We start from the raw sequence: 20,536 nt of genomic DNA, 5'->3' as shown, positions 1-20,536 counted from the left end.
AATGGCGCTGACGATCGGCGTTGACGTCGGTGGCACGAAGATCGCCGCCGGGGTCGTGGACGAGGATGGCCACATCGTGGAGAACCTCCTGCGGCCCACGCCCGCCGACGACCCCGACAAGGTGGCCGAGACGATCGCCGAGGCGGTGCTCGAACTCGCCGGCCGCCACGACGTCGAGGCCGTCGGGCTCGGAGCGGCGGGGTTCGTCGACGAGACCAGGTCGATCGTCCGGTTCGCCCCGAACCTCGCGTGGCGCGAGGAGCCTTTGCAGAAGGCCGTCGCCGAGCGGGTCAGCCTGCCCGTCGTGGTGGAGAACGACGCCAACGCGATGGCCTGGGGCGAGTACCGCTTCGGGGCGGGGCGCGGCGAGAGCCACGTGGTGTGCGTGACCGTCGGCACCGGCATCGGCGGCGGCCTGGTGTTCGGCGGCATCCTGTATCGCGGCAGGTGGGGCATGGGCGCCGAGATGGGGCACATGCAGGTCGTCCCCGAGGGCCGGCCGTGCGGCTGCGGCAACCTCGGCTGCTGGGAGCAGTACGCCAGCGGCAACGCCCTGGTGCACGAGGCCCGCCTGCTCGCCGAGGCCGAGCCCGGCAGGGCCGCCCGGCTGCTCGCGCTCGCCGGCGGGTCGGCGTCCGGCATCGAGGGCAAGCACGTCACGCAGGCCGCCAGGGACGGCGACGAGGCGGCGCTCACGGCGTTCGCGACCATGGCCGAGTGGCTCGGCCAGGGCATGGCCGACCTCGCGGCCACCCTGGACCCGGGCCGGTTCATCCTCGGCGGTGGCGTCTCGCGCGCCGCCGACCTGTGGATCGACCACGCCCGCGTGGCGTTCCTGCGAGCGCTGACCGGCCGCGATCACCGCCCGCACGCCGACATCCGGCCCGCGGAACTCGGGGCCTCCGCCGGCCTGGTCGGCGCGGCCGACCTCGCCCGCCACCCCTGACCGCCCGCCCGGCCGCCTCCCGCGGCCGGGCGCCCCGCCGGCCCTGGCCGCCTGACGCGGCCGGAGCGCTCTTGAGCGGACCCTGGTCGCCCGCCGCGGCCGGGGCGTCCTTGACCGGACCCCGGTCGCCCGCGGCCGGGGGGCCCTTGAGTGGATCCCGGTCGCCCGTCGCGGCCGGGCGTCCCGTCCTGTCCGTCCGCTCGACCTCCCGGAGGCGTCCGCGCTCCATGGTGATCCGCGTCGGCACCTACAACGTGCGCTCCATGTACGACGACAACGCCGCGCTGGCGCGGGTCATCAGAGCCATGGCGCCGGACGTGCTGTGCGTCCAGGAAGCCCCGAGGCTGATGGGGTGGCGGCGCAAGCGGGCACGGCTCGCCCGCGCCGCCGGCCTGCGCGTCGTCGCCGGACGGCGCTGGGGCGGCGTCGCGGTGCTGGCCGGCCCCGGCACCCGGGCCGTCCACGCCGAGGGCCACCTGCTGCGGCCGTTCGCGGGGCTCGAACGGCGCGGCGTCGCCATCGCCGTGGTCGAACGCGGCGGCGTGGCGGTCACCGTCGCCTCCGTCCACCTGGACCTGCTCGCCGCCGCCCGCCTGTGCCACGCGGTGGAGATCATGGACCTCGCCCAGGCGGCGGCCCGCCGCTTCGGCGCGCCGCTGGTGCTGGCGGGAGACGTCAACGAACCGCCCGGCGGCCCCACCTGGAACTACCTCACCCGCACGCTCGCCGACTGCTACCCGCTCGCCCCTCGCGGCGACGGGCTCACCTTCACCGCCAGGAGGCCGGGAAAGCGCCTGGACGTCGTGTTCGCCGCCCCCGGTCTCGCCGTGCGGTCGTGCGGCGGCGTGGACGCCGTCGCCGCCGATCTCGAGGCGGCCACCGACCACCTGCCCGTCCTGGCCGAACTCGTCCCGGCCCCGCCGGGCGGCGCGCCGCCGGCCGGGTGACCGGGGCGTGCCCGCGGCACGGCGGGGCGCGCGGAGGCGGCAGGTTCCCTCACGGCGACCGGCAGACTGTGTTCAGGTGACCGTTTGGTCAACACTGGGACAGCTTCCGCGCACGGGATGGCGGGACACGTACGATTTGGTCATGTCCCGCCGCCTGTCGCGGCGTGCGTTGCCGTTGTGCGTGCTGCTGACCGGAGTGCTGACCGGTGCGCTCCTCCGCACCACGCCCGCGGCGCACGCGCACGCCGAACCGCCCCGCCCGCATGCCGCCGAGCGCGGGCCGACCGGCCTGTTCCAGGAGTCGGCGACCGCGCGGTTGCAGGCCGACGGCTCCCTGTCGGACGTGGTGGGGCTGTCGAAGACCGACGTCTGGGCCGTCGGCCAGGAGGACGTCTGGGAGGCCTGGCAGAACCGCGGCGTCATCACCCACTGGGACGGCACGGGCTGGACCGAGGTGGGCATCCGCAACGACGCCTCCAGCGCCGGGCATCTGCGGTCGGTCGCCGCCGCCTCGCCGCGCGACATCTGGGCCGTCGGCGAGGGCCACGACGGCCTGCCCTATGTCGTGCGCGGCGACGGCTCGGCGTTCGACCGCGTGAGCGTGCCGCAGCTCGGCAGCGGCGACTGGCTCGGCGGCATCGACGCCGTCCCCGGCCGCATGGTCGCCGTCGGCGGGCGCGGCGGGGACACGCTGATCGCCACCGCCACCGCCAAGGGCTGGACCGCCGTCAAGGGCAAGGCCAAGGGCATGCTGTACGGCGTCGCCCTGACGCGCAAGGGGGACGGCTGGGCGGTCGGGGACGGCGCGTCCCAGCCGCTGATCATGCGGCTGTCGGGGAACGCGTGGAAGACCGTGACGGCGCCTTCCATCCCCGGCGGCTACCTGCGCGACGTCTCCATGGACGGGCCGAAGAAGGCGGTCGCCGTGGGCGGCGTCTACCACGACGACGGCAAGATCTCCCCGCTGCTCCTCGAGTGGAACGGCAAGCGCTGGCGGCGGGCGCAGCTTCCCGACCGGTACGCCGAGCTGTACGGCGTGACCGGCGACGGCAAGGGCCACTTCTGGGTGTCGGGGTTCGACGCCGGCCATCCGGGCGAGGCGTATCTGCTGCGCGGCGGCGCGTCCGGCTGGCGGGCGGTCCGCGGAGAGGGCTCGGCCCGGCCGCGCACGATGCGCCTGCAATCGGTCGCCCACGTCGGCGACCTGACCCTGGCCGTCGGGCACGTCGTGGACGCGGACGACCACTACACCGACGTGATCGAGCGCTTCCAGCCGAAGACCGTCAAGGCCGACGCCGCCGCGACGATCGGGACCGACGGTGACGGCTCTCCCGCGGCACGGTGACCGCCGGCCGCGCGGCGCGGTTCCGGCCGGCCGCGCGGTGCGGTGCGGCGCCCGGTCGGCCGCGCGGCGATCAGATGCCGCGCGGCGCCACGGGCGGCCGGAGGGTCAGATGACCGCGCCGTCGTCCCAGCCGGAGTCGGGGGGCGAGCCGTCCCCCATGTGCACGATCAGCGCCACGAAGCCCCCGATGAACGCGGCGATGGCGGCGAAGATGATCCAGCCGTCCATCGGCCACGACAGCAGCGCGGCGAGCAGCAGATAGGCCGGGCCGCCGAACAGCGCCAGCCAGGCGATCTTGGTGCCGGTGTCCATCTTCGGCAGCGGAGGCGGGGGAGGCGGAACGTAGTGGTCGCCGTCGTCGTCATCCGGCACGACGTCGTCTCTCTCGTCCTCACGCTCACGGGTCTCCGCGGGGACGTCGGCCTTCACCGCCTGGGGGGCGTCGTCGGCGGGGACGTTCTCACGATCGGGCCACGGCTGCGCGCCCGAGGTCGGTTCGGCGGTCTCGTTGAAGGAGGCGACGATCTGACGCCAGACCTCGTCCTCATCGCTCTGTGGCGTCACCGGTCACTTCGATTCGTTCCTATGCTCATGGGTGCGCTCGCTGGATGGCTCGTGCTGCTGACCGTTGCTCGGTGAATGCTCCTGGATCGCTCGCTCGGGGCCGCCGCCGCGTGCTCGCCGCCTCACGCGGGCCGGGACCGGAGGCCGGATCAGTCTCTCTGCAAGGGTACCGACGCGTGAGCCTTGATGAAGTCCAGGCTCCCCTCGAATATCTCGGGGGCATCGTTGTCCAGCGTCGCGACGTGGTAACTGTTCAGGCACTCGCGCACGGTGAGGTTGTCGCCGAGAACCTTGCGCAGCAACTCGACGCTCGCCGGCTTCACCACGTGGTCCTCCGGGCTGTGGTAGACGAGAACGGGCTGGGTGACGCGGCCGAGCTCCGACTGCACCAGCGACCAGAGCCGGGGCAGCGTCGCGGCGGCCCTGACCGGCGTGCGGGTGTAGCCGACCTCGGTCACCCCCTCGCGCTTGATGTCGTTGGCGACCCCGGCGACCGAGGCCACCACGAGTTTGAGCACCGGGGCGAGTTTCATCAAGGGGACGTCGTTGACGATGGAGGGGTTCACCACCACCACGCCCCGCACCGCCGGGCCGTGGACCTCCGCCAGCCTCAGCGCCATGCACCCGCCGAGGGACAGGCCCATGACGAACACCTCCTGGCAGCGGCCCCTGAGGTTCTCGAAGGCGTTCTCGAACTCGGCGTACCAGTCTTCCCACCGCGTGCGGTTCATCTCCTGCCAGGTCGTCCCGTGCCCGGGAAGCCGGGGCAGCGAGACGGTCAGACCGGCCGCCGCCAGGTGATTCGCCCAGGGGCGCAGCGACTGCGGCGTTCCGGTGAAACCGTGGCAGAGCAGCACCCCGACCTGACCACCGTCGTGCTGATATGGCTCGGAACCGGGCATGAGCGGCATGATGGTTCCTCTCGTGATGCGGCTCGCCTGATCGTCGCATGTTCGGGGCCCTCCCGCGAGGTCCGCGAGCCTGGGTGTCGCGGAGGGGGACGGCGAGGTGTAGGTGGTACGCCGCGGGCGTGCGAAGATGACGCGACGCCTTCAACGCAAGGCGCGTACGACCGCGTGAGCCGGAGAAGGGGTACCCGAGTGTTCTACTGGGTGGTGAAGGCCATTATCGGCCCGTTCCTTCATCTGGTGTTCCGTCCCTGGTCCGAGGGCACCGAGCACGTCCCCAAGGAAGGCCCGGTCATCCTCGCCGGCAACCATCTGTCGTTCGCCGACCACTTCTTCGGCGCGCTGCCGCTGCCCCGCAAGGTCATCTCGCTCGGCAAGGCCGAGTACTTCACCGGGAGCGGCCTGAAGGGGCTGATGAGCCGGGCGTTCTTCACCGGGGTCGGCACGGTGCCCATCGACCGCTCCGGCGGCAAGGCCAGCGAGGCCGCGCTGCGCACCGGCCTGCGCGTCCTGAACGAGGGCCACATCCTCGGCATCTACCCCGAGGGCACCCGCTCGCCCGACGGCCGTCTCTACAAGGGCAAGACCGGCGTGGCCCGCCTGGCGCTGGAGTCGCGGGTGCCGGTGATCCCCTGGGCGATGATCAACACCTTCGAGATGATGCCCCCCGGCCATCCCCTGCCCAAGTTCGGCATCCGGCCCGGCGTCAAGTACGGCAAGCCGCTGGACTTCTCCCGCTACTACGGCATGGAGGAGGACCGCCTGGTCCTGCGCGCGGTCACCGACGAGATCATGTACGCGCTCATGGAGCTGTCCGGTCAGGAGTACGTCGACAAGTACGCCGCCAGCGCCAAGGTCGAGATGGCCCGCGCCGCCAAGAAGGCCGGCCCCACCTCCGCCGGCTGAGGGCCGGCGGTCTCCCTCGCTGTGCCCGGCCAAGGCGACTTCGGCCTCGCCCCGCCGGCGGTCAGGCGTCGCCGGCGTGCCGCAACCTGGCGGCGGCCACCGCCACCTGGCCGAGGCTGATGCCGCCGTCGTTGGGCGGGACCCGGCGGTGCAGCAGCACCGTGAACCCGTGGTCCTCCAGCAGGACGCACGCCCGTTCCAGCAGGAACAGGTTCTGGAACACCCCGCCCGACAGCGCCACCGTCCCAAGGCCGGTGCCCTCGCGCACCCGCAGGCAGCCGTCCAGGATCAGGCGGGCCACGCCGTTGTGGAAGCGGGCCGAGACCAGCGGCGCCGCCACCCCGGCCCGGACGTCGGCCGCCGCCGCCTCGACCAGGTCACGTCCCGCCGCGGCGAATCCGCCCCCCGGAAGATGGGGGATTCGCAGAGGATCGGGAACCCCTGGAAGATCGGGGACGTCCGCAAGGTCGGGGACCCTCGCAAGATCGGGGACGCCGGGACGCGCGCCCGGGAGCGGGACGGGGGCCGCGATGAGCGGGCCGTCCGGCGGGGAGAGGGCGTCGAGGAGACGGCAGGGGTAGGCGCGGAGTTCGGCAGGGTCGGCGATCCGCTCCAGCTCGACGGCGGCCTGCCCCTCGTAGGACACCGTGTCCCTTCCGATGACGATCGCGGCCACGGCGTCGAACAGGCGCCCCGCGCTGGACGTCGGCGGCGCGCTCACCCCGCGCGCGGCCATGGCGACCACCGCCTCCCACCGGGCCGCGTTGCGCCCGGCGACCCCGGCCGCGCCGGGCGTCCCGTCGCCGAGGTAGGCGGCGGCCATCCGCCACGGCTGGCGGATCGCCGCCGCGCCGCCGGGCATCGGCACCGGCGCCAGGTGACCGGCCCGCCGGAACCCGCCGAGGCAGGCGACCAGGAACTCCCCGCCCCACAGCGTGCCGTCCAGGCCGTATCCGAGCCCGTCGAACGCGACGCCGATCACCGGCCCCTCTGCGCCGTTGTCGGCCAGGCACGAGGCGATGTGCGCGTGGTGGTGCTGGACGCCCACGAGCTCGGCGTCCTCGCGTTCCAGCGCGTACTTCGTCGACAGGTACTCCGGGTGCAGGTCGTGCGCCACCACCTCGGGGCGGACGCCGAACAGCCGCTCGAAGTGGCGCACCCCCTCGGTGAACGACCTCAGGGTCTCGTAGTTCGCGAGGTCGCCGATGTGGTGCGACACGAACGCCCGGTCCCCCTCGGCCAGGCAGAAGGTGTGCTTCAGCTCGGCGCCGCACCCGAGGACCGGCCGCCGCGGGCCGCGGGCCAGCGGCAGCGGGAAGGGGACATGGCCCCGGGACCGGCGGATCGGCAGCTCCCGGCCGCGGAACACCCGCACCACCGAGTCGTCCGTGCGCGTGTGGATCGGCCGGTCGTGGGTCAGGAAGGCGTCGGCGACCCCGCGAAGGCGCTCGAACGCCGCCTCGTCGGTGTAGGCGATCGGCTCGTCGGACAGGTTGCCGCTGGTCAGCACGATCGGCTCGGCGAAGAGCCGCAGCAGCAGGTGGTGCAGCGGCGAGTAAGGGAGCATGACGCCGAGCGACCGCGCGCCCGGCGCGACCCCGGGGGCGATCTCGGCGTCCGCCCGGCGGCCCAGCAGCACGATCGGCCGCGCCCTGCCGGTGAGCAGCCGCTCCTCCGCAGGGCCGACGTCGCACAGCCGCCGCGCCGCGGCCAGGTCGGCCGCCATGAGGGCGAACGGCCGGTCCTCGCGGTGCTTGCGCGCGCGCAGCGCCGACACCGCCCGCTCGTCGCGGGCCCGCGCCGCCAGGTGGTACCCGCCGATGCCCTTGACGGCGAGGACGCGCCCGCGGCGCAGCAGGGCCGCCGCCCCCGCCAGCGGGTCGCCGGGGAGCTCGCGCAGGGACGCGCCGGCCAGCCGCAGGCGCGGGCCGCACGCCGGGCAGCACACCGGCTGGGCGTGGAAGCGCCGGCTCGCCGGGTCGTGGTACTCCCGCGCGCACGCCCCGCACATGGGGAAGGACGCCATCGTGGTGCCCGCGCGGTCGTACGGCGAGGACAGCACGATCGTGAACCGGGGCCCGCACGCGGTGCAGTTGATGAACGGGTAGCCGTACCTGCGGTCGGCGGGGTCCGACAGCTCGCGCAGGCAGTCGTCGCAGGTGGCGACGTCGGCGGAGATCAGGGCGCGGCCCCGCCCCGCGCCGGTGCTCGGCACGATGCGAAACCCGGGCTCGCCGGTGGCCGGGATCTCCCGCGAGGTGACCCGGTCGACCACCGCGAGCGGGGGCGGCCGGTCGCGCACCGCGCGCACGAACGCCGCGACGGCGCCCGAGGCGCCCTCCACCTCGATGAACACGCCGCGCTCGTCGTTGCCGACGAGCCCGCGCACGCCGAGATCCGTGGCGAGCCGGTGGACGAAAGGGCGGAACCCCACCCCCTGGACGACACCGTCGACACGGACCTCGGCGCGGATGCAGGGCCTCACCCGATCAGTCTCGGCCCTGCCTCCCGCTTGATCAACGAACCTCGGCGGCCACGTCGGGAGAGGACGGGGAGGGGGACAGGGCTCGGGCGACGTGCTCGCGGGCCTGGTCGAGGAGGCGGGCCATGGCGAGGGTGTCGTCCAGCGGCATGATCGCGCTCTCGGTGAGCCCCTCGGCGAGCGCGTCGCGGACCTCGCGGATCTCGCCGGCGTACCCGTTGTCGGCCTCGGCGATGACGTGCTCCTCGGGCTCGCCCGACGGACGGTGCAGCACCATGCGCCGCGTGGCGTAGAACGGGGCGTCCAGCTCGGCGCGCATCGCCGTGCCGGTCACCGTGGCCGCGTTGGACAGCGGGCTGAGCAGCGAGGTGTCCAGCAGCGCCCGCGCGCCGCCGGGGTAGGACAGCAGCAGCCCCGCCTCGGCGTCGACCCCGCCGGGCGACAGGGAACCGGTGGCGGCCATGGCGTCGGGCTCGCCCAGCAGCAACTGCGCCAGCCCCAGCGGGTAGATGCCGAGGTCGAGCAGGGCCCCGCCGCCGAGGGCGGGATCCCACAGGCGGTGGGCCGGGTCATAGGGCAGCGGGAATCCGAACGACGCGGCCACCGACCGCAGCGGGCCGAAGGAGCCGTCGCGGACCAGGCCGTGCAGTCGCCGCACGAGCGGGTTGAACCGCATCCACATGGCCTCCATCAGGAAGACCCCCGCCTCGCGGGCGAGTTTGACCATGCGCTCGGCCTCGGCGGCGGTCAGCGCCAGCGGCTTCTCGCACAGCACGGCCTTCCCGGCGGCGATGGCCAGCTCGGCCACCGGCAGGTGGTGGGAGTGCGGCGTCGCGATGTACACGACGTCGACCTCGGGGTCTGCGACCAGCTCGGCGTGGGAGCCGTACGCGCGCGGCGCGTCCAGCTCGGCGGCGAGCCCGGACGCCCGGCCCAGGTCGCGCGAGCCGACGGCGGCGACCCGCATGCCGGGCTCGGCCGCGATCACCCGCCCGACGGTGCGCGCGATTCCGCCCGTGGCGGCGATACCCCATGACAGCACGACGGTTCCTCCTTGGTGCGATGTCCGCCGACGCCTCGTGGCGTTCCGGCGGTGTGGTGTGATGATCAGTGGTCTCGCGGCGGCTCACCGGCCATGGGCGGCCCGCCGGTGGCCGGCCAGGCGGCCGGCGGCGGCCTGCCAGGACGCGGCGTCGTCCCCCGGCTCGTAGAGGATGATCGGCTCGCTGCGCCGCACCAGCTCGCGGATGTCGGAGACCAGCCCGCGGGCGCGCGCCTGGACCAGCGCGTTGCCGAGCGCCGCGGCCTCCACCGGGCCCGCCCGCACCGGAAGGCCCGTCGCGTCGGCGGTCATCTGGCACAGCAGAGCGTTGCGGGCCCCGCCGCCCACGACGTGGACCGTCTCGACGTCGTGGCCGCTGAGACGCACGGCGTCGGCGAGGGCGCGGCGGTAGGCGAGGGCGAGGCTCTCAAGGACGCACCGCGCCGTCTCGGCCGGACCGGCGGGAGAGGGCTGGCCGGTGCGCTCGCAGTAGGCGGCGATGCGCGCAGGCATGTCGCCCGGGGGCAGGAAGACGGGGTCGTCGGGGTCGATCAGCGAGGCGAACGGGCGCGCCCGCGCGGCGGCGGCCAGCAGCGACGGCAGGTCGGTCTCGCCCCAGGCGCGCAGGCACTCTTGGAGGATCCACAGCCCCGTGACGTTGCGCAGGTAGCGCGTGGTGCCGTCGAGGCCGCCCTCGTTGGTGAAGTTCGCCTCGCGGCTCTGCTCGGTGAGCACGGGGGCGGGCAGCTCGACGCCGACCAGCGACCAGGTGCCCGAGGAGACGTAGGCGAAGTGCGGGCCGGCGGCCGGCACGGCGGCGACCGCCGAGGCGGTGTCGTGGGAGGCGACCGCGATCACCGGCACGCCCGCCGCGGGGCCGCCGCCCGCCGCGTCCTGCCGGGCGCCGGCGGTGGAGGCGGCGCCGATCTCGGCCATGACGCCGGGGCGCAGGAGGCCGGCCGGGGCGCCGGGCGGGCGCAGAGGCGGGAAGAGGCCCTCGGGGATGCCGAGGCGGCGCATGAGCGGCCACGCCCAGTCGCCCGCGCGGACGTCGTACAGGCCGGTGGTCGAGGCGTTGGTGGTCTCGGCGCCGGCCGAGCCGGTCAGCCAGTAGGTCAGCAGGTCGGGGATCATGAGCAGCGTGCCGGCGCGGTCGAGGGCCGCGCGGTCGGCGAGCAGCTGGTAGATCGTGTTGAACGGCAGGAACTGCAGGCCGCTCACCTCGTACAGCGACGCGGCGCCGACCTCGGCCGTCACGCGCTCCATGACCCCGGCGGTGCGCTCGTCGCGGTAGTGCACCGGATTGCCGAGCAGCCGCCCGGCCGGGTCGAGCAGCCCGTAGTCGACCGCCCAGGCGTCGATGCCGATGGAGTCGACCGGCCCCGCCTTGCGCAGGCCGTCGAGGACGCCCTGGTAGAGGGCCAGGATGTCCCAGTAGAGGGTGTCTCCGGCGCGGACCGGCCGGTTGGGGAAGCGGTGGACCTCGCGCAGCTCGACCCCGCCGGCGTGGACGCGGGCCGTCATCACCCTGCCGCTTGCGGCCCCGAGGTCGACGGCCGCGACGACGCCCTCGTCACGTTCCGCGCCGGACGCCACAGGAAGGGAGGCGGCCGCGAGCCCGGCTGCGCGGCCGAGGGCGGGCTCGGAGGTGGGCTCGGCGGTGCGGGCGGGGGAGGGCGTGGTGGTGGGTGCGGCCGGAGGGGCCGCCGCGGTCTCAGGCACGGCGGGTGGACTCGCGGACGACGAGCTCGGGCTGGAACGTGATCTGCTGGTGGGCATGGCTCTCCGGGTCGTCGCACTCGTCGAGGAGGAGCTCGGTGGCGATGCGGCCCAGCTTGTGGGTCGGCTGGCGGATCGAGCTGAGCGACACCGCGGACGCCGCCGCGAAGTCGATGTCGTCGTAGCCGATGAGGGCGACGTCCCCGGGCACCCGGACGCCCGCCTGCAGCAGGGCCCGCAGCAGGCCGAGGGCGAGGAGGTCGTTCGCGCAGAAGATCGCGTCGGGCAGGCGGCCGGCGGAGGCGAGCCGCTCGCCCGCCCGCTGCCCCGCCCGCGCGTTCATCACGGGCACTTCGACGACCTCCAGCGTGGTCGCGGGGTCGAGGCCGGCGGCCGCCACCGCCTGCTCGGCGCCGCGCCTGCGGTCCAGGCACTGGCGCATGGTGAGCGGGCCGGTGACGTACGCCAGCCGGGTGGCGCCGCCCGCAAGGAGGTGGCCGGTGGCGGTCAGGCCGCCGGCGATGTCGTCGACCGCGACCGAGCACTGGTCGAGGCGGTGGGCCGGATGGTCGACCAGCACGACGCTGATGCCCCGGTCGCGGACGACGTCCAGCCGGGCCGGATCGTCGTCGGAGGGGGTGATCAGCAGGCCGCGCACGCGCTGCTCGGCGAAGACCCGCAGGTTGCGTTCCTCCTTGACCCGGTCGCCCGAGGAGTTGCCGAGGATCACGGCGTAGCCCAGCTCGCTCGCGGCCTCCTCGACCCCGGCTGCGACGTCGGTGAAGAACGGGTTGCCGATGTCGATCACCGACAGGCCGATGGTGCGGCTGTGACCGGCGCGCAGCGTCGAGGCCGACCCGTGGCGCACGAAGCCCAGCTCGCGGATGACCTGCTCGACCCGGGAACGGGTTTCGGCCGCGACCTTGTGCGGGCGGTTGAGGACGTTGGACACCGTGCCGGGGGAGACTCCCGCCTGCGCGGCGACCTCCTTGATGTTCACCGAGCCCCCGGCGCTCCCCGTCGGCATCCGGACCTCCAAGTGGTCGGCGTTGATCGAAACGTGCCGGGCCGGCGCGCCAGGTTCGTACGAATATCGCATGCGAGGGCCACGCCCGGTACGGCCGTGCGACGCGGTCGCGTGACGCCGGGGGGCGCGGCCTGCCATTGACACCGCCGCCGGAGCGGCCGTACCTTCCCGGCAAGCCATTAAAACGTTTTTCGCCGCGCGTGCCAAGCCGGCCTGGGCGACGATGGGCCGCCGGCCGTGCGCCCGGTCCTGCGGGTGAGGAGCTGAAGATGGAGACCCCGATTTCGGCGCCGCCCTCGCCGCCATGGCGAAGACCGAGGTCAACGCCCGATGGCAGGCCGAGATGGCGCCGTTCTTCGAGGCTCTGGACGGGCGGCGCCCGGACGAAGGCATGTTCACGCTCGACGAAGTGTTCCATCTCGGCTGATCGGGGAATCTGATGGCAACGGACGTCAAGGCCGCGCTGCGCCGCCAGCGCATCGAGACGCCCTCGTGGGCGTTCGGCAACTCGGGCACCAGGTTCAAGGTGTTCGCCCAGCGCGGCGTGCCGCGAGATCCGTACGAGAAGCTCGCCGACGCCGCCCAGGTGCACCGGTACACCGGCGTCGCGCCGAGCGTGGCCCTGCACATCCCGTGGGACAAGGTGGACGACTACGCCGACCTCTCCCGGCACGCCCGCGACCTCGGCGTCGCCATCGGCGCGATCAACTCCAACGTCTTCCAGGACGACGACTACATGCTGGGCAGCGTCACCAACCCCGACCCGGCGGTGCGGCGCAAGGCCCTCGACCACCTGCTCGAATGCGTCGGCATCATGGACCTCACCGGGTCCGGCACCCTCAAGCTGTGGTTCTCCGACGGCATCAACTACCCCGGCCAGGACGACCTCCGCGCCCGGCAGGACCGCCTGGCCGAGGCGCTCTCGGCGGTGTACGACCGGCTGGGCGAGGGGCAGCGCTTCCTGCTGGAGTACAAGCTGTTCGAGCCCGCCTTCTACGCCACCGACGTCCCCGACTGGGGCACGGCCTACGCCCACTGCGCCAAGCTCGGGCCGAAGGCCCAGGTCGTCGTGGACACCGGCCACCACGCGCCGGGCACCAACATCGAGTTCATCGTGGCGTTCCTGCTGCGCGAGGGCAGGCTCGGCGGCTTCGACTTCAACTCCCGCTTCTACGCCGACGACGACCTGATGGTCGGCGCGGCCGACCCCTTCCAGCTGTTCCGCATCATGTACGAGGTCATCCGCGGCGGCGGCTACACCGAGCACACGGCCTTCATGCTCGACCAGTGTCACAACATCGAACCCAAGATCCCCGGCCAGATCCGGTCGGTGATGAACGTCCAGGAGGCCACGGCCAAGGCGCTGCTCGTCGACGGCGACGCGCTGGCCGCCGCCCAGTCGGAGGGCGACGTGCTCGCGGCCAACGCCGTGTTCATGGACGCCTACGACACCGACGTGCGCCCGCTGCTCGCCGAGGTGCGCGAGGAGTCCGGCCTGGACCCCGACCCGATGGCCGCCTACAAGCGGTCCGGATACGCCGGCACGATCGTCGCCGAGCGCGTCGGCGGCGCCCAGGCCGGATGGGGGGCCTGACCATGACCGCCTCGGAGACCCACCCCGTCGTCGGCGAGCTGCTGCGCAGGGCGCGCACGCTCGGCTCCGACCCGCGCAACACCAACTACGCCGGCGGCAACGCCTCGGCCAAGGGCACCGCCACCGACCCGCTCACCGGCGCGGACGTCGAGCTGATGTGGGTGAAGGGCTCGGGCGGCGACCTCGCCACCCTCACCGAGGCCGGCCTGGCGGTGCTCCGCCTTTCCGCCCTCCGCTCGCTCACCCGGGTCTACCCGGGCGTCGAGCGCGAGGACGAGATGGTGGCCGCGTTCGACCACTGCGCCTTCGGCAAGGGCGGGGCCGCGCCGAGCATCGACACGGCCATGCACGGCCTCGTCGACGCCGCCCACGTCGACCACCTCCATCCCGACGCCGGCATCGCCGTCGCCGCCGCCGCCGACGGCGAGCGGCACACCCGCGAGATCTTCGGCGACCGCGTGCTGTGGGTGCCCTGGCGACGCCCGGGTTTCCAGCTCGGCCTCGACATCGCCGCGCTCAAGGACGCCAACCCCGGCGCCATCGGCGTCATCCTCGGCGGCCACGGCATCACCGCCTGGGGCGACACCGGCGACGAGTGCCAGGCCCGCTCCCTTGAGATCATCCGCACGGCCGAGCGGTACATCGCCGAGCACGGCCGGCCCGAGCCGTTCGGCCGGGTCGTCCACCCCGGCCTCGGCGAACGCGAACGCGCCGAACGGGCCGCCACGCTGTTCCCGCTGGTCAGGGGCCTGTGCTCCACCGACGTCCGCCAGGTGGGCCACTACACCGCCGCCCCCGAGGTGCTCGACTTCCTCTCCCGGGCCGAGCACCCCCGCCTGGCCGCGCTCGGCACCTCCTGCCCCGACCACTTCCTGCGCACCAAGGTCGCGCCCCTGGTCGTCGACCTGCCGCCGGACGCGCCGCTGCCGGAGGTCGCCGCCCGGCTGCGCGAGCTGCACGCCGCCTACCGCGACGACTACCGCGCCTACTACGAACGGCACGCCGTCCCCGGCTCGCCGGCGATGCGCGGCGCCGACCCGGCGATCGTGCTGGTGCCCGGCGCCGGCATGTTCAGTTTCGGCAAGGACAAGCGGACGGCGCGGGTCGCCGGCGAGTTCTACGTCAACGCGATCAACGTCATGCGCGGCGCCGAGGCGCTGTCCGGCTACCAGCCCATCGAAGAGGCGGAGAGGTTCCGCATCGAATACTGGGAGCTCGAGGAGGCCAAGCTCCGGCGGCTGCCGGAGCCCCGGGCGCTGGCGGCCCGCGTGGCCCTGGTGACCGGCGGCGGTTCCGGCATCGGGGCGGCCACCGCCCGCCGGCTCGCCGCCGAGGGCGCGTGCGTCGTGGTCGCCGACCGCGACCTCGGCGCGGCCGAGAAGGTCGCCGCCGAGATCGGCACGGCCGACGCCGCCCTCGCCGTGAAGGTGGACGTGACCTCCGAGGAGCAGGTCCAGGCCGCGGTGCGCGCGGCGGTCCTCGCGTTCGGCGGGGTCGACCTGGTCGTCAACAGCGCCGGCCTGTCGCTCTCGCGGTCGCTGCTCTCGACCACGCTCGCCGACTGGGACCTCCAGCACGACGTCATGGCCCGGGGCTCGTTCCTGATCTCCCGCGAGACCGCGCGCGTCATGATCGACCAGGCGATGGGCGGAGACGTCGTCTACATCTCCTCCAAGAACTCCGTCTTCGCCGGTCCGGACAACCTCGCCTACGGCGCCGCCAAGGCCGACCAGGCCCACCAGGTCCGCCTGCTCGCCGCCGAGCTCGGCGCGCACGGCATCCGCGTCAACGGGGTCAACCCCGACGGCGTGGTGCGGGGCTCGGGCATCTTCGCCTCCGGCTGGGGCGCCGACCGCGCGGCGGTGTACGGCGTGCCGGAGGAGAAGCTCGGCGAGCACTACGCCCAGCGCACCCTGCTCAAGCGCGAGGTGCTTCCCGAGCACGTCGCCGCCGCGGTCTTCGCCCTCACCGGCGGCGACCTCTCCCTCACCACCGGCCTGCACGTCCCCGTGGACGCCGGCGTCCCCGCCGCCTTCCTCCGCTGACCGTGGGGGGACGGCAGATCGTGATCAAAGGGTAGGTATCGTACTTACGCGTACAACAGGATGATCAGTGATCGGGGGCGGCCTGTGAGCGGTTCGGCTTCGAAGGACGGGCCTTCGGGTACCGAAGACGGCGCCGGCGACCGGCGGTCCGCGACCGGTCAGGGGGGCGACGAGGGCGCGGGCTCCCCTCGCGTCCGGGGCGGGGAAGCGGGGACGGTCCGGGTGCGGGCGCCCAGGGTCGTGGTGGCGGTGCTCGCGTCCTGCGGCATCGTCGTGTCGCTGATGCAGACCATCGTCGTGCCGCTCATCCCCGACCTGCCGCGCCTGATGCACACCTCGGCGGCCAACGCCTCGTGGGTCATCACCGCCACGCTGCTCGCCGCCGCCGTCTGCAACCCGGTCAGCGGCAGGCTCGGCGACCTGTACGGCAAGCAGCGCGTTCTGCTCGCCAGCCTGCTGCTCATGGTCATCGGATCCGTCGTCTGCGCGCTGTCCGACGCGCTGCTCCCGGTGGTCGTCGGGCGGCTGCTCCAGGGATGCGCGATCGGCGTGATCCCGCTCGGCATCAGCATCATGCGGGACGAGCTGCCGCCCGAGCGGCTCCCGTCCGCGATGGCGCTGATGAGCGCCACCCTCGGCGTCGGCGGCGCCATCGGCCTGCCGCTCGCCGCGTTCATCGCCCAGCACGCCGACTGGCACGCCCTGTTCTGGATGTCGGCCGCGGTCGGGGCGGCCAACCTGCTGCTGGTCGCGCTGATCGTCCCTGAGTCGCCGCTGCGCGCTCCCGGCAGGTTCGACGTCCCGGGCGCCATCGGCCTGACGGTGGGCCTGGTCTGCCTGCTGCTGGCCATCACCAAGGGCGGCGACTGGGGCTGGGGGAGCGTCCCCACCCTCGGGCTGTTCGCCGCCGCCGTGGCCGTCCTGCTGGCGTGGGGCTTCATGGAGCTGCGGCTGCGCGCGCCGCTGGTCGACCTGCGCACCACCGCGCGCCGCCCCGTCCTGCTGACCAACCTGGCCTCGGTGGTCGTCGGCTTCGCGCTGTTCGCGATGTCGCTGGTGCTGCCCACGCTGCTGCAGAGCCCGCCGGCGACCGGGTACGGGCTCGGGCTGTCGCTCGTCGAGGCGGGGCTGTGCCTGGCGCCCGGCGGCCTGGTGATGATGCTGCTCTCGCCGGTGTCCGCCCGGGTGTCGCGGCGGTGGGGCCCGAAGGTCGCCCTGATGGCCGGAACGCTGGTGATCGCCGCCGGGTACGCCGCCACCCTGGGGCTGATGCGCTCGGCGTGGGAGGTCGTGATCGGCGGCTCGGTGATCGCCGCGGGCGTCGGCCTGGCCTACGCCGCGATGCCGGCGCTGATCATGAGCTCGGTGCCCGCGTCGGAGACCGCCGCGGCCAACGGGCTCAACGCGCTCATGCGCTCGATCGGCACCTCGGCGTCCAGCGCGGTGACCAGCGTCGTGCTCGCCCACATGACCCTGGTGGCGGCCGGCCCGTACACGCTGCCTTCTCTGCGCGGCCTCCAGGTCGCCCTGCTGATCGCCTGCGGGGTGTCCCTCGTGGGCGCCGTGATCACCTACTTCATCCCCGGACGGGGACTCCCCGGCCGTCCCGGCGGCGATCCGGTGGCCGGCAGGCTCGCCCGCTCCGCCGGCTGAGCCTCGGGCCGGTCCGCGTGCCAGGGCGCTCACCGGCGCCCCGCGCGGGCTCGCGGCGGATCGCCGGGATCGCCGGCCGGCCGTCACCCGCGTTTGCGATGAAAGGTTCATGGGCGACCAGTACGCCCGGTGGCGGGGAGTGAAGGCGGCTTTACGGGGGTGGCGGAAATGCCGGAGGCTCCCTGTGGGCAGTCGCCACCGCCGTGAACCAATGGAGGGATCGGATGGGATTCCGTACGCCGCGTTCGCCGGCCGCTCTGGCCGCCGCGTTGCTCGCCCTCGTGCTGACCATCGTCTGCGGGGCGTACGCCGCCTCGGCGACCTCCGCGGCGGGCCTTCGCGCCGCGTCCGGCGCACGGGCCGCCGCCGACACCACGCCGCCGTCCAAGCCGACCGGCTTGTACGACCGCTGCAGCACCGACTATCGAGGCGTGTTCTTCTGCTGGACCCCGTCCACCGATGACGTCGCGGTCGTCGCCTACGACGTCTACCGCGAGGGCGCCACCGGATACGTCAAGGTCGGGACGTCATCGTCCCCGGGCTTCTCGGACCAGGATGTGGTCATCGGGCAGTACTACACCTACATCGTGATCGCTCGGGACGCGGCGGGCAACGTCAGCGAGCCCTCCGACCCCCTCCGGGCCCTCGCCCGCGACGACATCCCCAACCCGACGCCCACGCCGACCCCGACCCGGACCCCGCCGATCCTGACATGCCACGTGACGTACGAGTTCGTGGCATGGAGAACAGGCCAGAGCGTCTGGGTCACGATCAAGAACGCCGGCACGGCCCCGATCAACGGCTGGACGCTGTCCCTCGTGTGGCCGCCGCCCGCCCCGCGCCTCACCTCGGGGCACTCGGCGGTGTGGAGCCAGACCGGCTCCCGCTTCGACGCCCGGAACCAGGTGTGGAACAAGGTCATCCCGGCCGGCGGGTCGGTGCAGATCGGCTTCACCGCCGCGCACGTCGGCGCCACCCCCGCGCCCGGCTCCTACAACCTCAACGGAGTCAGCTGCTCGTCCGACTGGATCCCGCGCCGATAGGCAGCCGGGCGGCCGCCGGACAGGAGGGCCCGAGGCCCGCGAACCGCGCGGCCCTCGGGCCCGCCGATCACCGATGACGGGCCGGCACGCCGCCGGACGACGCGGAGGCGGCCGGTCAGGTGCCCGGGGCGCCGGGGATCCAGGTGGTGCCGGCGAGGGGGACGCGGGCCATGGCGGCGGCCTCCACGGTGAGCGCCACCAGGTCGTCGGTGCCCAGATGGTGCACCGACGACTTGCCGCAGGCGCGGGCGAGCAACGTGGTCTCGGTGGCCAGCGCCCGCAGGAAGTTCGCCACCCGCTCGGCGCCGAAGTCGGGGTCCAGGCGGTCGGCCAGCATGTCGTCCTGCGTGGCGATGCCGACAGGGCAGCCGCCGGTGTGGCAGGCCGTGCAGGCCCCGGGGACGGTGCCGAGCGCCCGGTAGCCGAGGCTGACGTCGGCTCCGGTGTCGTCGGAGGGGGAGTTGCAGCCGAGCGCGATGAGCGCGGCGACCCCGACGGAGACGGCGTCCGCGCCCAGGGCGAGCGCCTTGGCCACGTCGGCGCCGCTGCGCACGCCGCCGGAGATCACCAGCTGGACCTCGTTCTCGACGCCCATCGCGCGCAGCGTGTCGGCCGCCATGCGCGTCGCCGCGAGCGTCGGGACGCCGGTGTGCTCGATGAACACCTCCGCGGCGGCTCCGGTGCCGCCCTGCATGCCGTCCACCACGACGACGTCCGCGCCCGCCTCGACCGCGTGCCGGACGTCCGTGGCGACCCGCGCCGCGCCGATCTTGACGTACACCGGGATGCGCCAGGAGGTGACCTCCCGCAGTTCCTCGATCTTCACCCGCAGGCCCTCGGGCCCGGACCAGTCGGGGTGGCGGCTGGCCGAGCGCTGGTCCACGCCCTCGGGCAGGTCGCGCATGAACGCCACGGGGGTGGAGACCTTCTGGCCGAGGAGCACCCCGCCCCCGCCCGGCACGGCGCCCTGGCCGAGGACGATCTCGACCGCGTCGGCCGAGCGCAGGTGGTCGGGGTCGAAGCCGTACCGCGAGGGGAGGCACTGGTAGACCAGCGTCTTGGCGGCGTCGCGCTCGACCGGGGCCATGCCGCCCTCACCGGTGGTCGCTGAGGTGCCGGCCATGCTCGCCGCCCGGCCGAGGGCCTCCTTGGCCCCGGCCGACAGCGCGCCGAACGACATCCCGGCGATCGTGATGGGGATGTCCAGGACGACGGGCTCCTCGGCGTGCCGCGTGCCGAGAATGGTGCGGGTGTCACATCGTTCCCGGTGGCCCTCGGGCCCCGAGGACAGTCCGGCCGAGAGCAGCAGCAGGTCGTCGAAGCACGGCACCGCCCGCCTGGCGCCCCACCCCCGCACCGCGCCCCCGCCGAGCCTGGCCCGCTCCTGGATCTGCGCGATCACCTCGGGCGAGAACGTGTGACTCATCTAGTAGGTCCCGTGGTCGTCGTGACGGTCGTGCATCTGGTACATGTGGCGCGCCGAGACGACCTTGGTGACGCGGGCGGGGGTGACGTGGTCGAACCCGCATCCGTCCGCGAGGACCTTCACGAAGGTGACGTCGTGCTCGTCGAGGTCCTCGATGACCGCGCCGTTGCCGAGGCCGGCGATCTTCCCGCCGACGTAGACGACCGCCTCGAACAGCGAGTCTCCAAGGCATGGGCCGGCGTTCCCGCCGACCAGGATCACGCCCGACTGCGCGAGGAACCCGCAGTACGCGCCCGCGTCGCCGCCGATCGCCAGGGTGCCGCCCTTGAGGGAGATGCCCGCGTGGGAGGCGGAGGAGCCGTCCACCACCACGACGCCGCCGCGCGCGGACGCCGCGGCGCTGCGCCCGGCCGAGCCGCGCACGTGGACGTCGCCCGACATGAGGTTCTCGCCGACGCCGCCCCCGGCGGAGCCGTTCACCGTGACGCGGGCCCGTTTGCCCAGCCCGCCGGCGTAGAAGCCCGCGGGCCCGTCGATCTCGACCTGGACGGGCGCGTCCAGGCCCACCGCGAGGTTGTGCCGCCCCGCGGGGTTGGCCACGACGACCTTGCCGTACGGCAGGGTCTGCAGTGACCGGTTGATCTCCCGGGTGGTCATCGCGGCGGCGTCCAGGGTCAGCTCGGCCCCCGGCAGAGCCCCTTGCCCTCCGGCCCGCTGGTCGGGCGGATGCGGCGGGGACGTCATCGCGCCTCCTGTTGACAGCCGTGCATCGGTGCCTGTCAGGAAGTGAACCGTGTATATGTTGCCGCCGTGATGCTCGTGGATGACCACAGTGTTACTGGCAGGCCACTATCTCCTTCCGCGGCACCGACACCCCGAGGGCAGCGTG

The 20,536-nt window shown here is 73.9% G+C and carries 16 protein-coding genes and 1 pseudogene; 9 read left to right on the top strand and 8 right to left on the bottom strand.

The genetic code is table 11. From position 1 onward, the window contains the following. Position 1 precedes the first annotated feature (1 nt). The 3 genes from ACFO60_RS15755 (at position 2) to ACFO60_RS15745 (ending at position 3,238) form a co-directional block, all read left to right on the top strand. On the top strand, positions 2–946 hold the full coding sequence (locus ACFO60_RS15755; RefSeq protein WP_380840997.1) for an ROK family glucokinase: 945 nt from the start codon (positions 2–4) through the stop codon (positions 944–946). Between the two features lie 227 nt (positions 947–1,173). Continuing rightward, positions 1,174–1,893, top strand: coding sequence for an endonuclease/exonuclease/phosphatase family protein (locus ACFO60_RS15750; protein WP_380840996.1), 720 nt, complete (start codon positions 1,174–1,176; stop codon positions 1,891–1,893). A 142-nt stretch (positions 1,894–2,035) separates the two neighbouring features. Beyond that, positions 2,036–3,238 (top strand): hypothetical protein, encoded by a 1,203-nt coding sequence (locus ACFO60_RS15745; RefSeq protein ID WP_380840995.1) that lies wholly within the window; start codon positions 2,036–2,038, stop codon positions 3,236–3,238. Positions 3,239–3,343: 105 nt separating this feature from the next. Here the strand turns inward: ACFO60_RS15745 and ACFO60_RS15740 are convergent, their stop codons facing one another. Together ACFO60_RS15740 and ACFO60_RS15735 are read right to left on the bottom strand one after the other, a co-directional pair. Further along, the gene (locus ACFO60_RS15740; RefSeq protein ID WP_380840993.1) at positions 3,344–3,802 is read right to left on the bottom strand and encodes a hypothetical protein; all 459 of its coding nucleotides are present in this window, start codon (positions 3,800–3,802) and stop codon (positions 3,344–3,346) included. 149 nt (positions 3,803–3,951) lie between these two features. Further along, complete coding sequence (locus ACFO60_RS15735; RefSeq protein ID WP_380840991.1) at positions 3,952–4,713, bottom strand: alpha/beta hydrolase; 762 nt, start codon at positions 4,711–4,713, stop codon at positions 3,952–3,954. Positions 4,714–4,902: 189 nt separating this feature from the next. Between ACFO60_RS15735 and ACFO60_RS15730 the strand changes: the two genes are divergently transcribed. Then, positions 4,903–5,616, top strand: coding sequence for a lysophospholipid acyltransferase family protein (locus tag ACFO60_RS15730; protein WP_380840989.1), 714 nt, complete (start codon positions 4,903–4,905; stop codon positions 5,614–5,616). 61 nt (positions 5,617–5,677) lie between these two features. On the opposite strand, the gene hypF is transcribed toward ACFO60_RS15730, so the two are convergent. From hypF to ACFO60_RS15710, 4 genes are all read right to left on the bottom strand, one after another. Continuing rightward, positions 5,678–8,101 carry a carbamoyltransferase HypF gene (hypF, locus tag ACFO60_RS15725; RefSeq protein ID WP_380840987.1) on the bottom strand — a complete coding sequence of 808 codons (2,424 nt, stop codon included), beginning with the start codon at positions 8,099–8,101 and terminating at the stop codon, positions 5,678–5,680. A 31-nt stretch (positions 8,102–8,132) separates the two neighbouring features. Then, the gene (locus ACFO60_RS15720; protein WP_380840985.1) at positions 8,133–9,140 is read right to left on the bottom strand and encodes a Gfo/Idh/MocA family protein; all 1,008 of its coding nucleotides are present in this window, start codon (positions 9,138–9,140) and stop codon (positions 8,133–8,135) included. An 84-nt stretch (positions 9,141–9,224) separates the two neighbouring features. Beyond that, complete coding sequence (locus ACFO60_RS15715; RefSeq protein ID WP_380841195.1) at positions 9,225–10,664, bottom strand: rhamnulokinase; 1,440 nt, start codon at positions 10,662–10,664, stop codon at positions 9,225–9,227. A 190-nt stretch (positions 10,665–10,854) separates the two neighbouring features. Then, on the bottom strand, positions 10,855–11,886 hold the full coding sequence (locus ACFO60_RS15710; protein ID WP_380840983.1) for a LacI family DNA-binding transcriptional regulator: 1,032 nt from the start codon (positions 11,884–11,886) through the stop codon (positions 10,855–10,857). A 280-nt stretch (positions 11,887–12,166) separates the two neighbouring features. Here ACFO60_RS15710 and ACFO60_RS15705 point away from each other — a divergent pair. The 5 genes and pseudogenes from ACFO60_RS15705 to ACFO60_RS15685 all read left to right on the top strand — a co-directional run. Further along, positions 12,167–12,313 (top strand): annotated as a pseudogene (locus ACFO60_RS15705) (L-rhamnose mutarotase); the annotation flags it as partial. A 12-nt stretch (positions 12,314–12,325) separates the two neighbouring features. Beyond that, on the top strand, positions 12,326–13,480 hold the full coding sequence (rhaI, locus tag ACFO60_RS15700) for an L-rhamnose isomerase (protein ID WP_380840982.1): 1,155 nt from the start codon (positions 12,326–12,328) through the stop codon (positions 13,478–13,480). A 2-nt stretch (positions 13,481–13,482) separates the two neighbouring features. After that, positions 13,483–15,525: a bifunctional aldolase/short-chain dehydrogenase gene (locus tag ACFO60_RS15695; protein ID WP_380840980.1), complete on the top strand. Its 2,043-nt coding sequence runs from the start codon at positions 13,483–13,485 to the stop codon at positions 15,523–15,525. Positions 15,526–15,747: 222 nt separating this feature from the next. Next, a complete protein-coding gene (locus ACFO60_RS15690; protein ID WP_380840979.1) occupies positions 15,748–17,178 on the top strand; it encodes an MFS transporter in 1,431 nt (476 codons plus the stop codon). Positions 17,179–17,402: 224 nt separating this feature from the next. After that, positions 17,403–18,221, top strand: coding sequence for a cellulose binding domain-containing protein (locus tag ACFO60_RS15685; RefSeq protein WP_380840977.1), 819 nt, complete (start codon positions 17,403–17,405; stop codon positions 18,219–18,221). 115 nt (positions 18,222–18,336) lie between these two features. On the opposite strand, the gene ACFO60_RS15680 is transcribed toward ACFO60_RS15685, so the two are convergent. After that, positions 18,337–19,647 carry an FMN-binding glutamate synthase family protein gene (locus ACFO60_RS15680; protein WP_380840976.1) on the bottom strand — a complete coding sequence of 437 codons (1,311 nt, stop codon included), beginning with the start codon at positions 19,645–19,647 and terminating at the stop codon, positions 18,337–18,339. Beyond that, entirely contained in the window at positions 19,648–20,391 is a 744-nt protein-coding gene (locus ACFO60_RS15675; RefSeq protein ID WP_380840974.1) for a hypothetical protein, read from the bottom strand. Between the last annotated feature and the right edge of the window lie 145 nt (positions 20,392–20,536).

The sequence above is a fragment of the Sphaerisporangium dianthi genome (assembly GCF_042654065.1).
GTDB classification, from domain to species: Bacteria; Actinomycetota; Actinomycetes; order Streptosporangiales; family Streptosporangiaceae; genus Sphaerisporangium; species Sphaerisporangium dianthi.
This window is presented reverse-complemented; position numbering and strand designations above follow the sequence as displayed.

What these genes read in the sequence shown, in the direction of transcription:
- ACFO60_RS15745 (WP_380840995.1), top strand. Translation starts at nt 2,036, where the DNA reads ATGTCCCGCCGCCTGTCGCGGCGTGCGTTGCCGTTGTGCGTGCTGCTG.
- ACFO60_RS15715 (WP_380841195.1), bottom strand. Translation starts at nt 10,664, where the DNA reads ATGACGGCCCGCGTCCACGCCGGCGGGGTCGAGCTGCGCGAGGTCCAC.
- ACFO60_RS15735 (WP_380840991.1), bottom strand. Translation starts at nt 4,713, where the DNA reads ATGCCGCTCATGCCCGGTTCCGAGCCATATCAGCACGACGGTGGTCAG.
- ACFO60_RS15675 (WP_380840974.1), bottom strand. Translation starts at nt 20,391, where the DNA reads ATGACGTCCCCGCCGCATCCGCCCGACCAGCGGGCCGGAGGGCAAGGG.
- ACFO60_RS15710 (WP_380840983.1), bottom strand. Translation starts at nt 11,886, where the DNA reads ATGCCGACGGGGAGCGCCGGGGGCTCGGTGAACATCAAGGAGGTCGCC.
- ACFO60_RS15695 (WP_380840980.1), top strand. Translation starts at nt 13,483, where the DNA reads ATGACCGCCTCGGAGACCCACCCCGTCGTCGGCGAGCTGCTGCGCAGG.
- rhaI (WP_380840982.1), top strand. Translation starts at nt 12,326, where the DNA reads ATGGCAACGGACGTCAAGGCCGCGCTGCGCCGCCAGCGCATCGAGACG.
- ACFO60_RS15680 (WP_380840976.1), bottom strand. Translation starts at nt 19,647, where the DNA reads ATGAGTCACACGTTCTCGCCCGAGGTGATCGCGCAGATCCAGGAGCGG.
- ACFO60_RS15750 (WP_380840996.1), top strand. Translation starts at nt 1,174, where the DNA reads ATGGTGATCCGCGTCGGCACCTACAACGTGCGCTCCATGTACGACGAC.
- ACFO60_RS15755 (WP_380840997.1), top strand. Translation starts at nt 2, where the DNA reads ATGGCGCTGACGATCGGCGTTGACGTCGGTGGCACGAAGATCGCCGCC.
- ACFO60_RS15685 (WP_380840977.1), top strand. Translation starts at nt 17,403, where the DNA reads ATGGGATTCCGTACGCCGCGTTCGCCGGCCGCTCTGGCCGCCGCGTTG.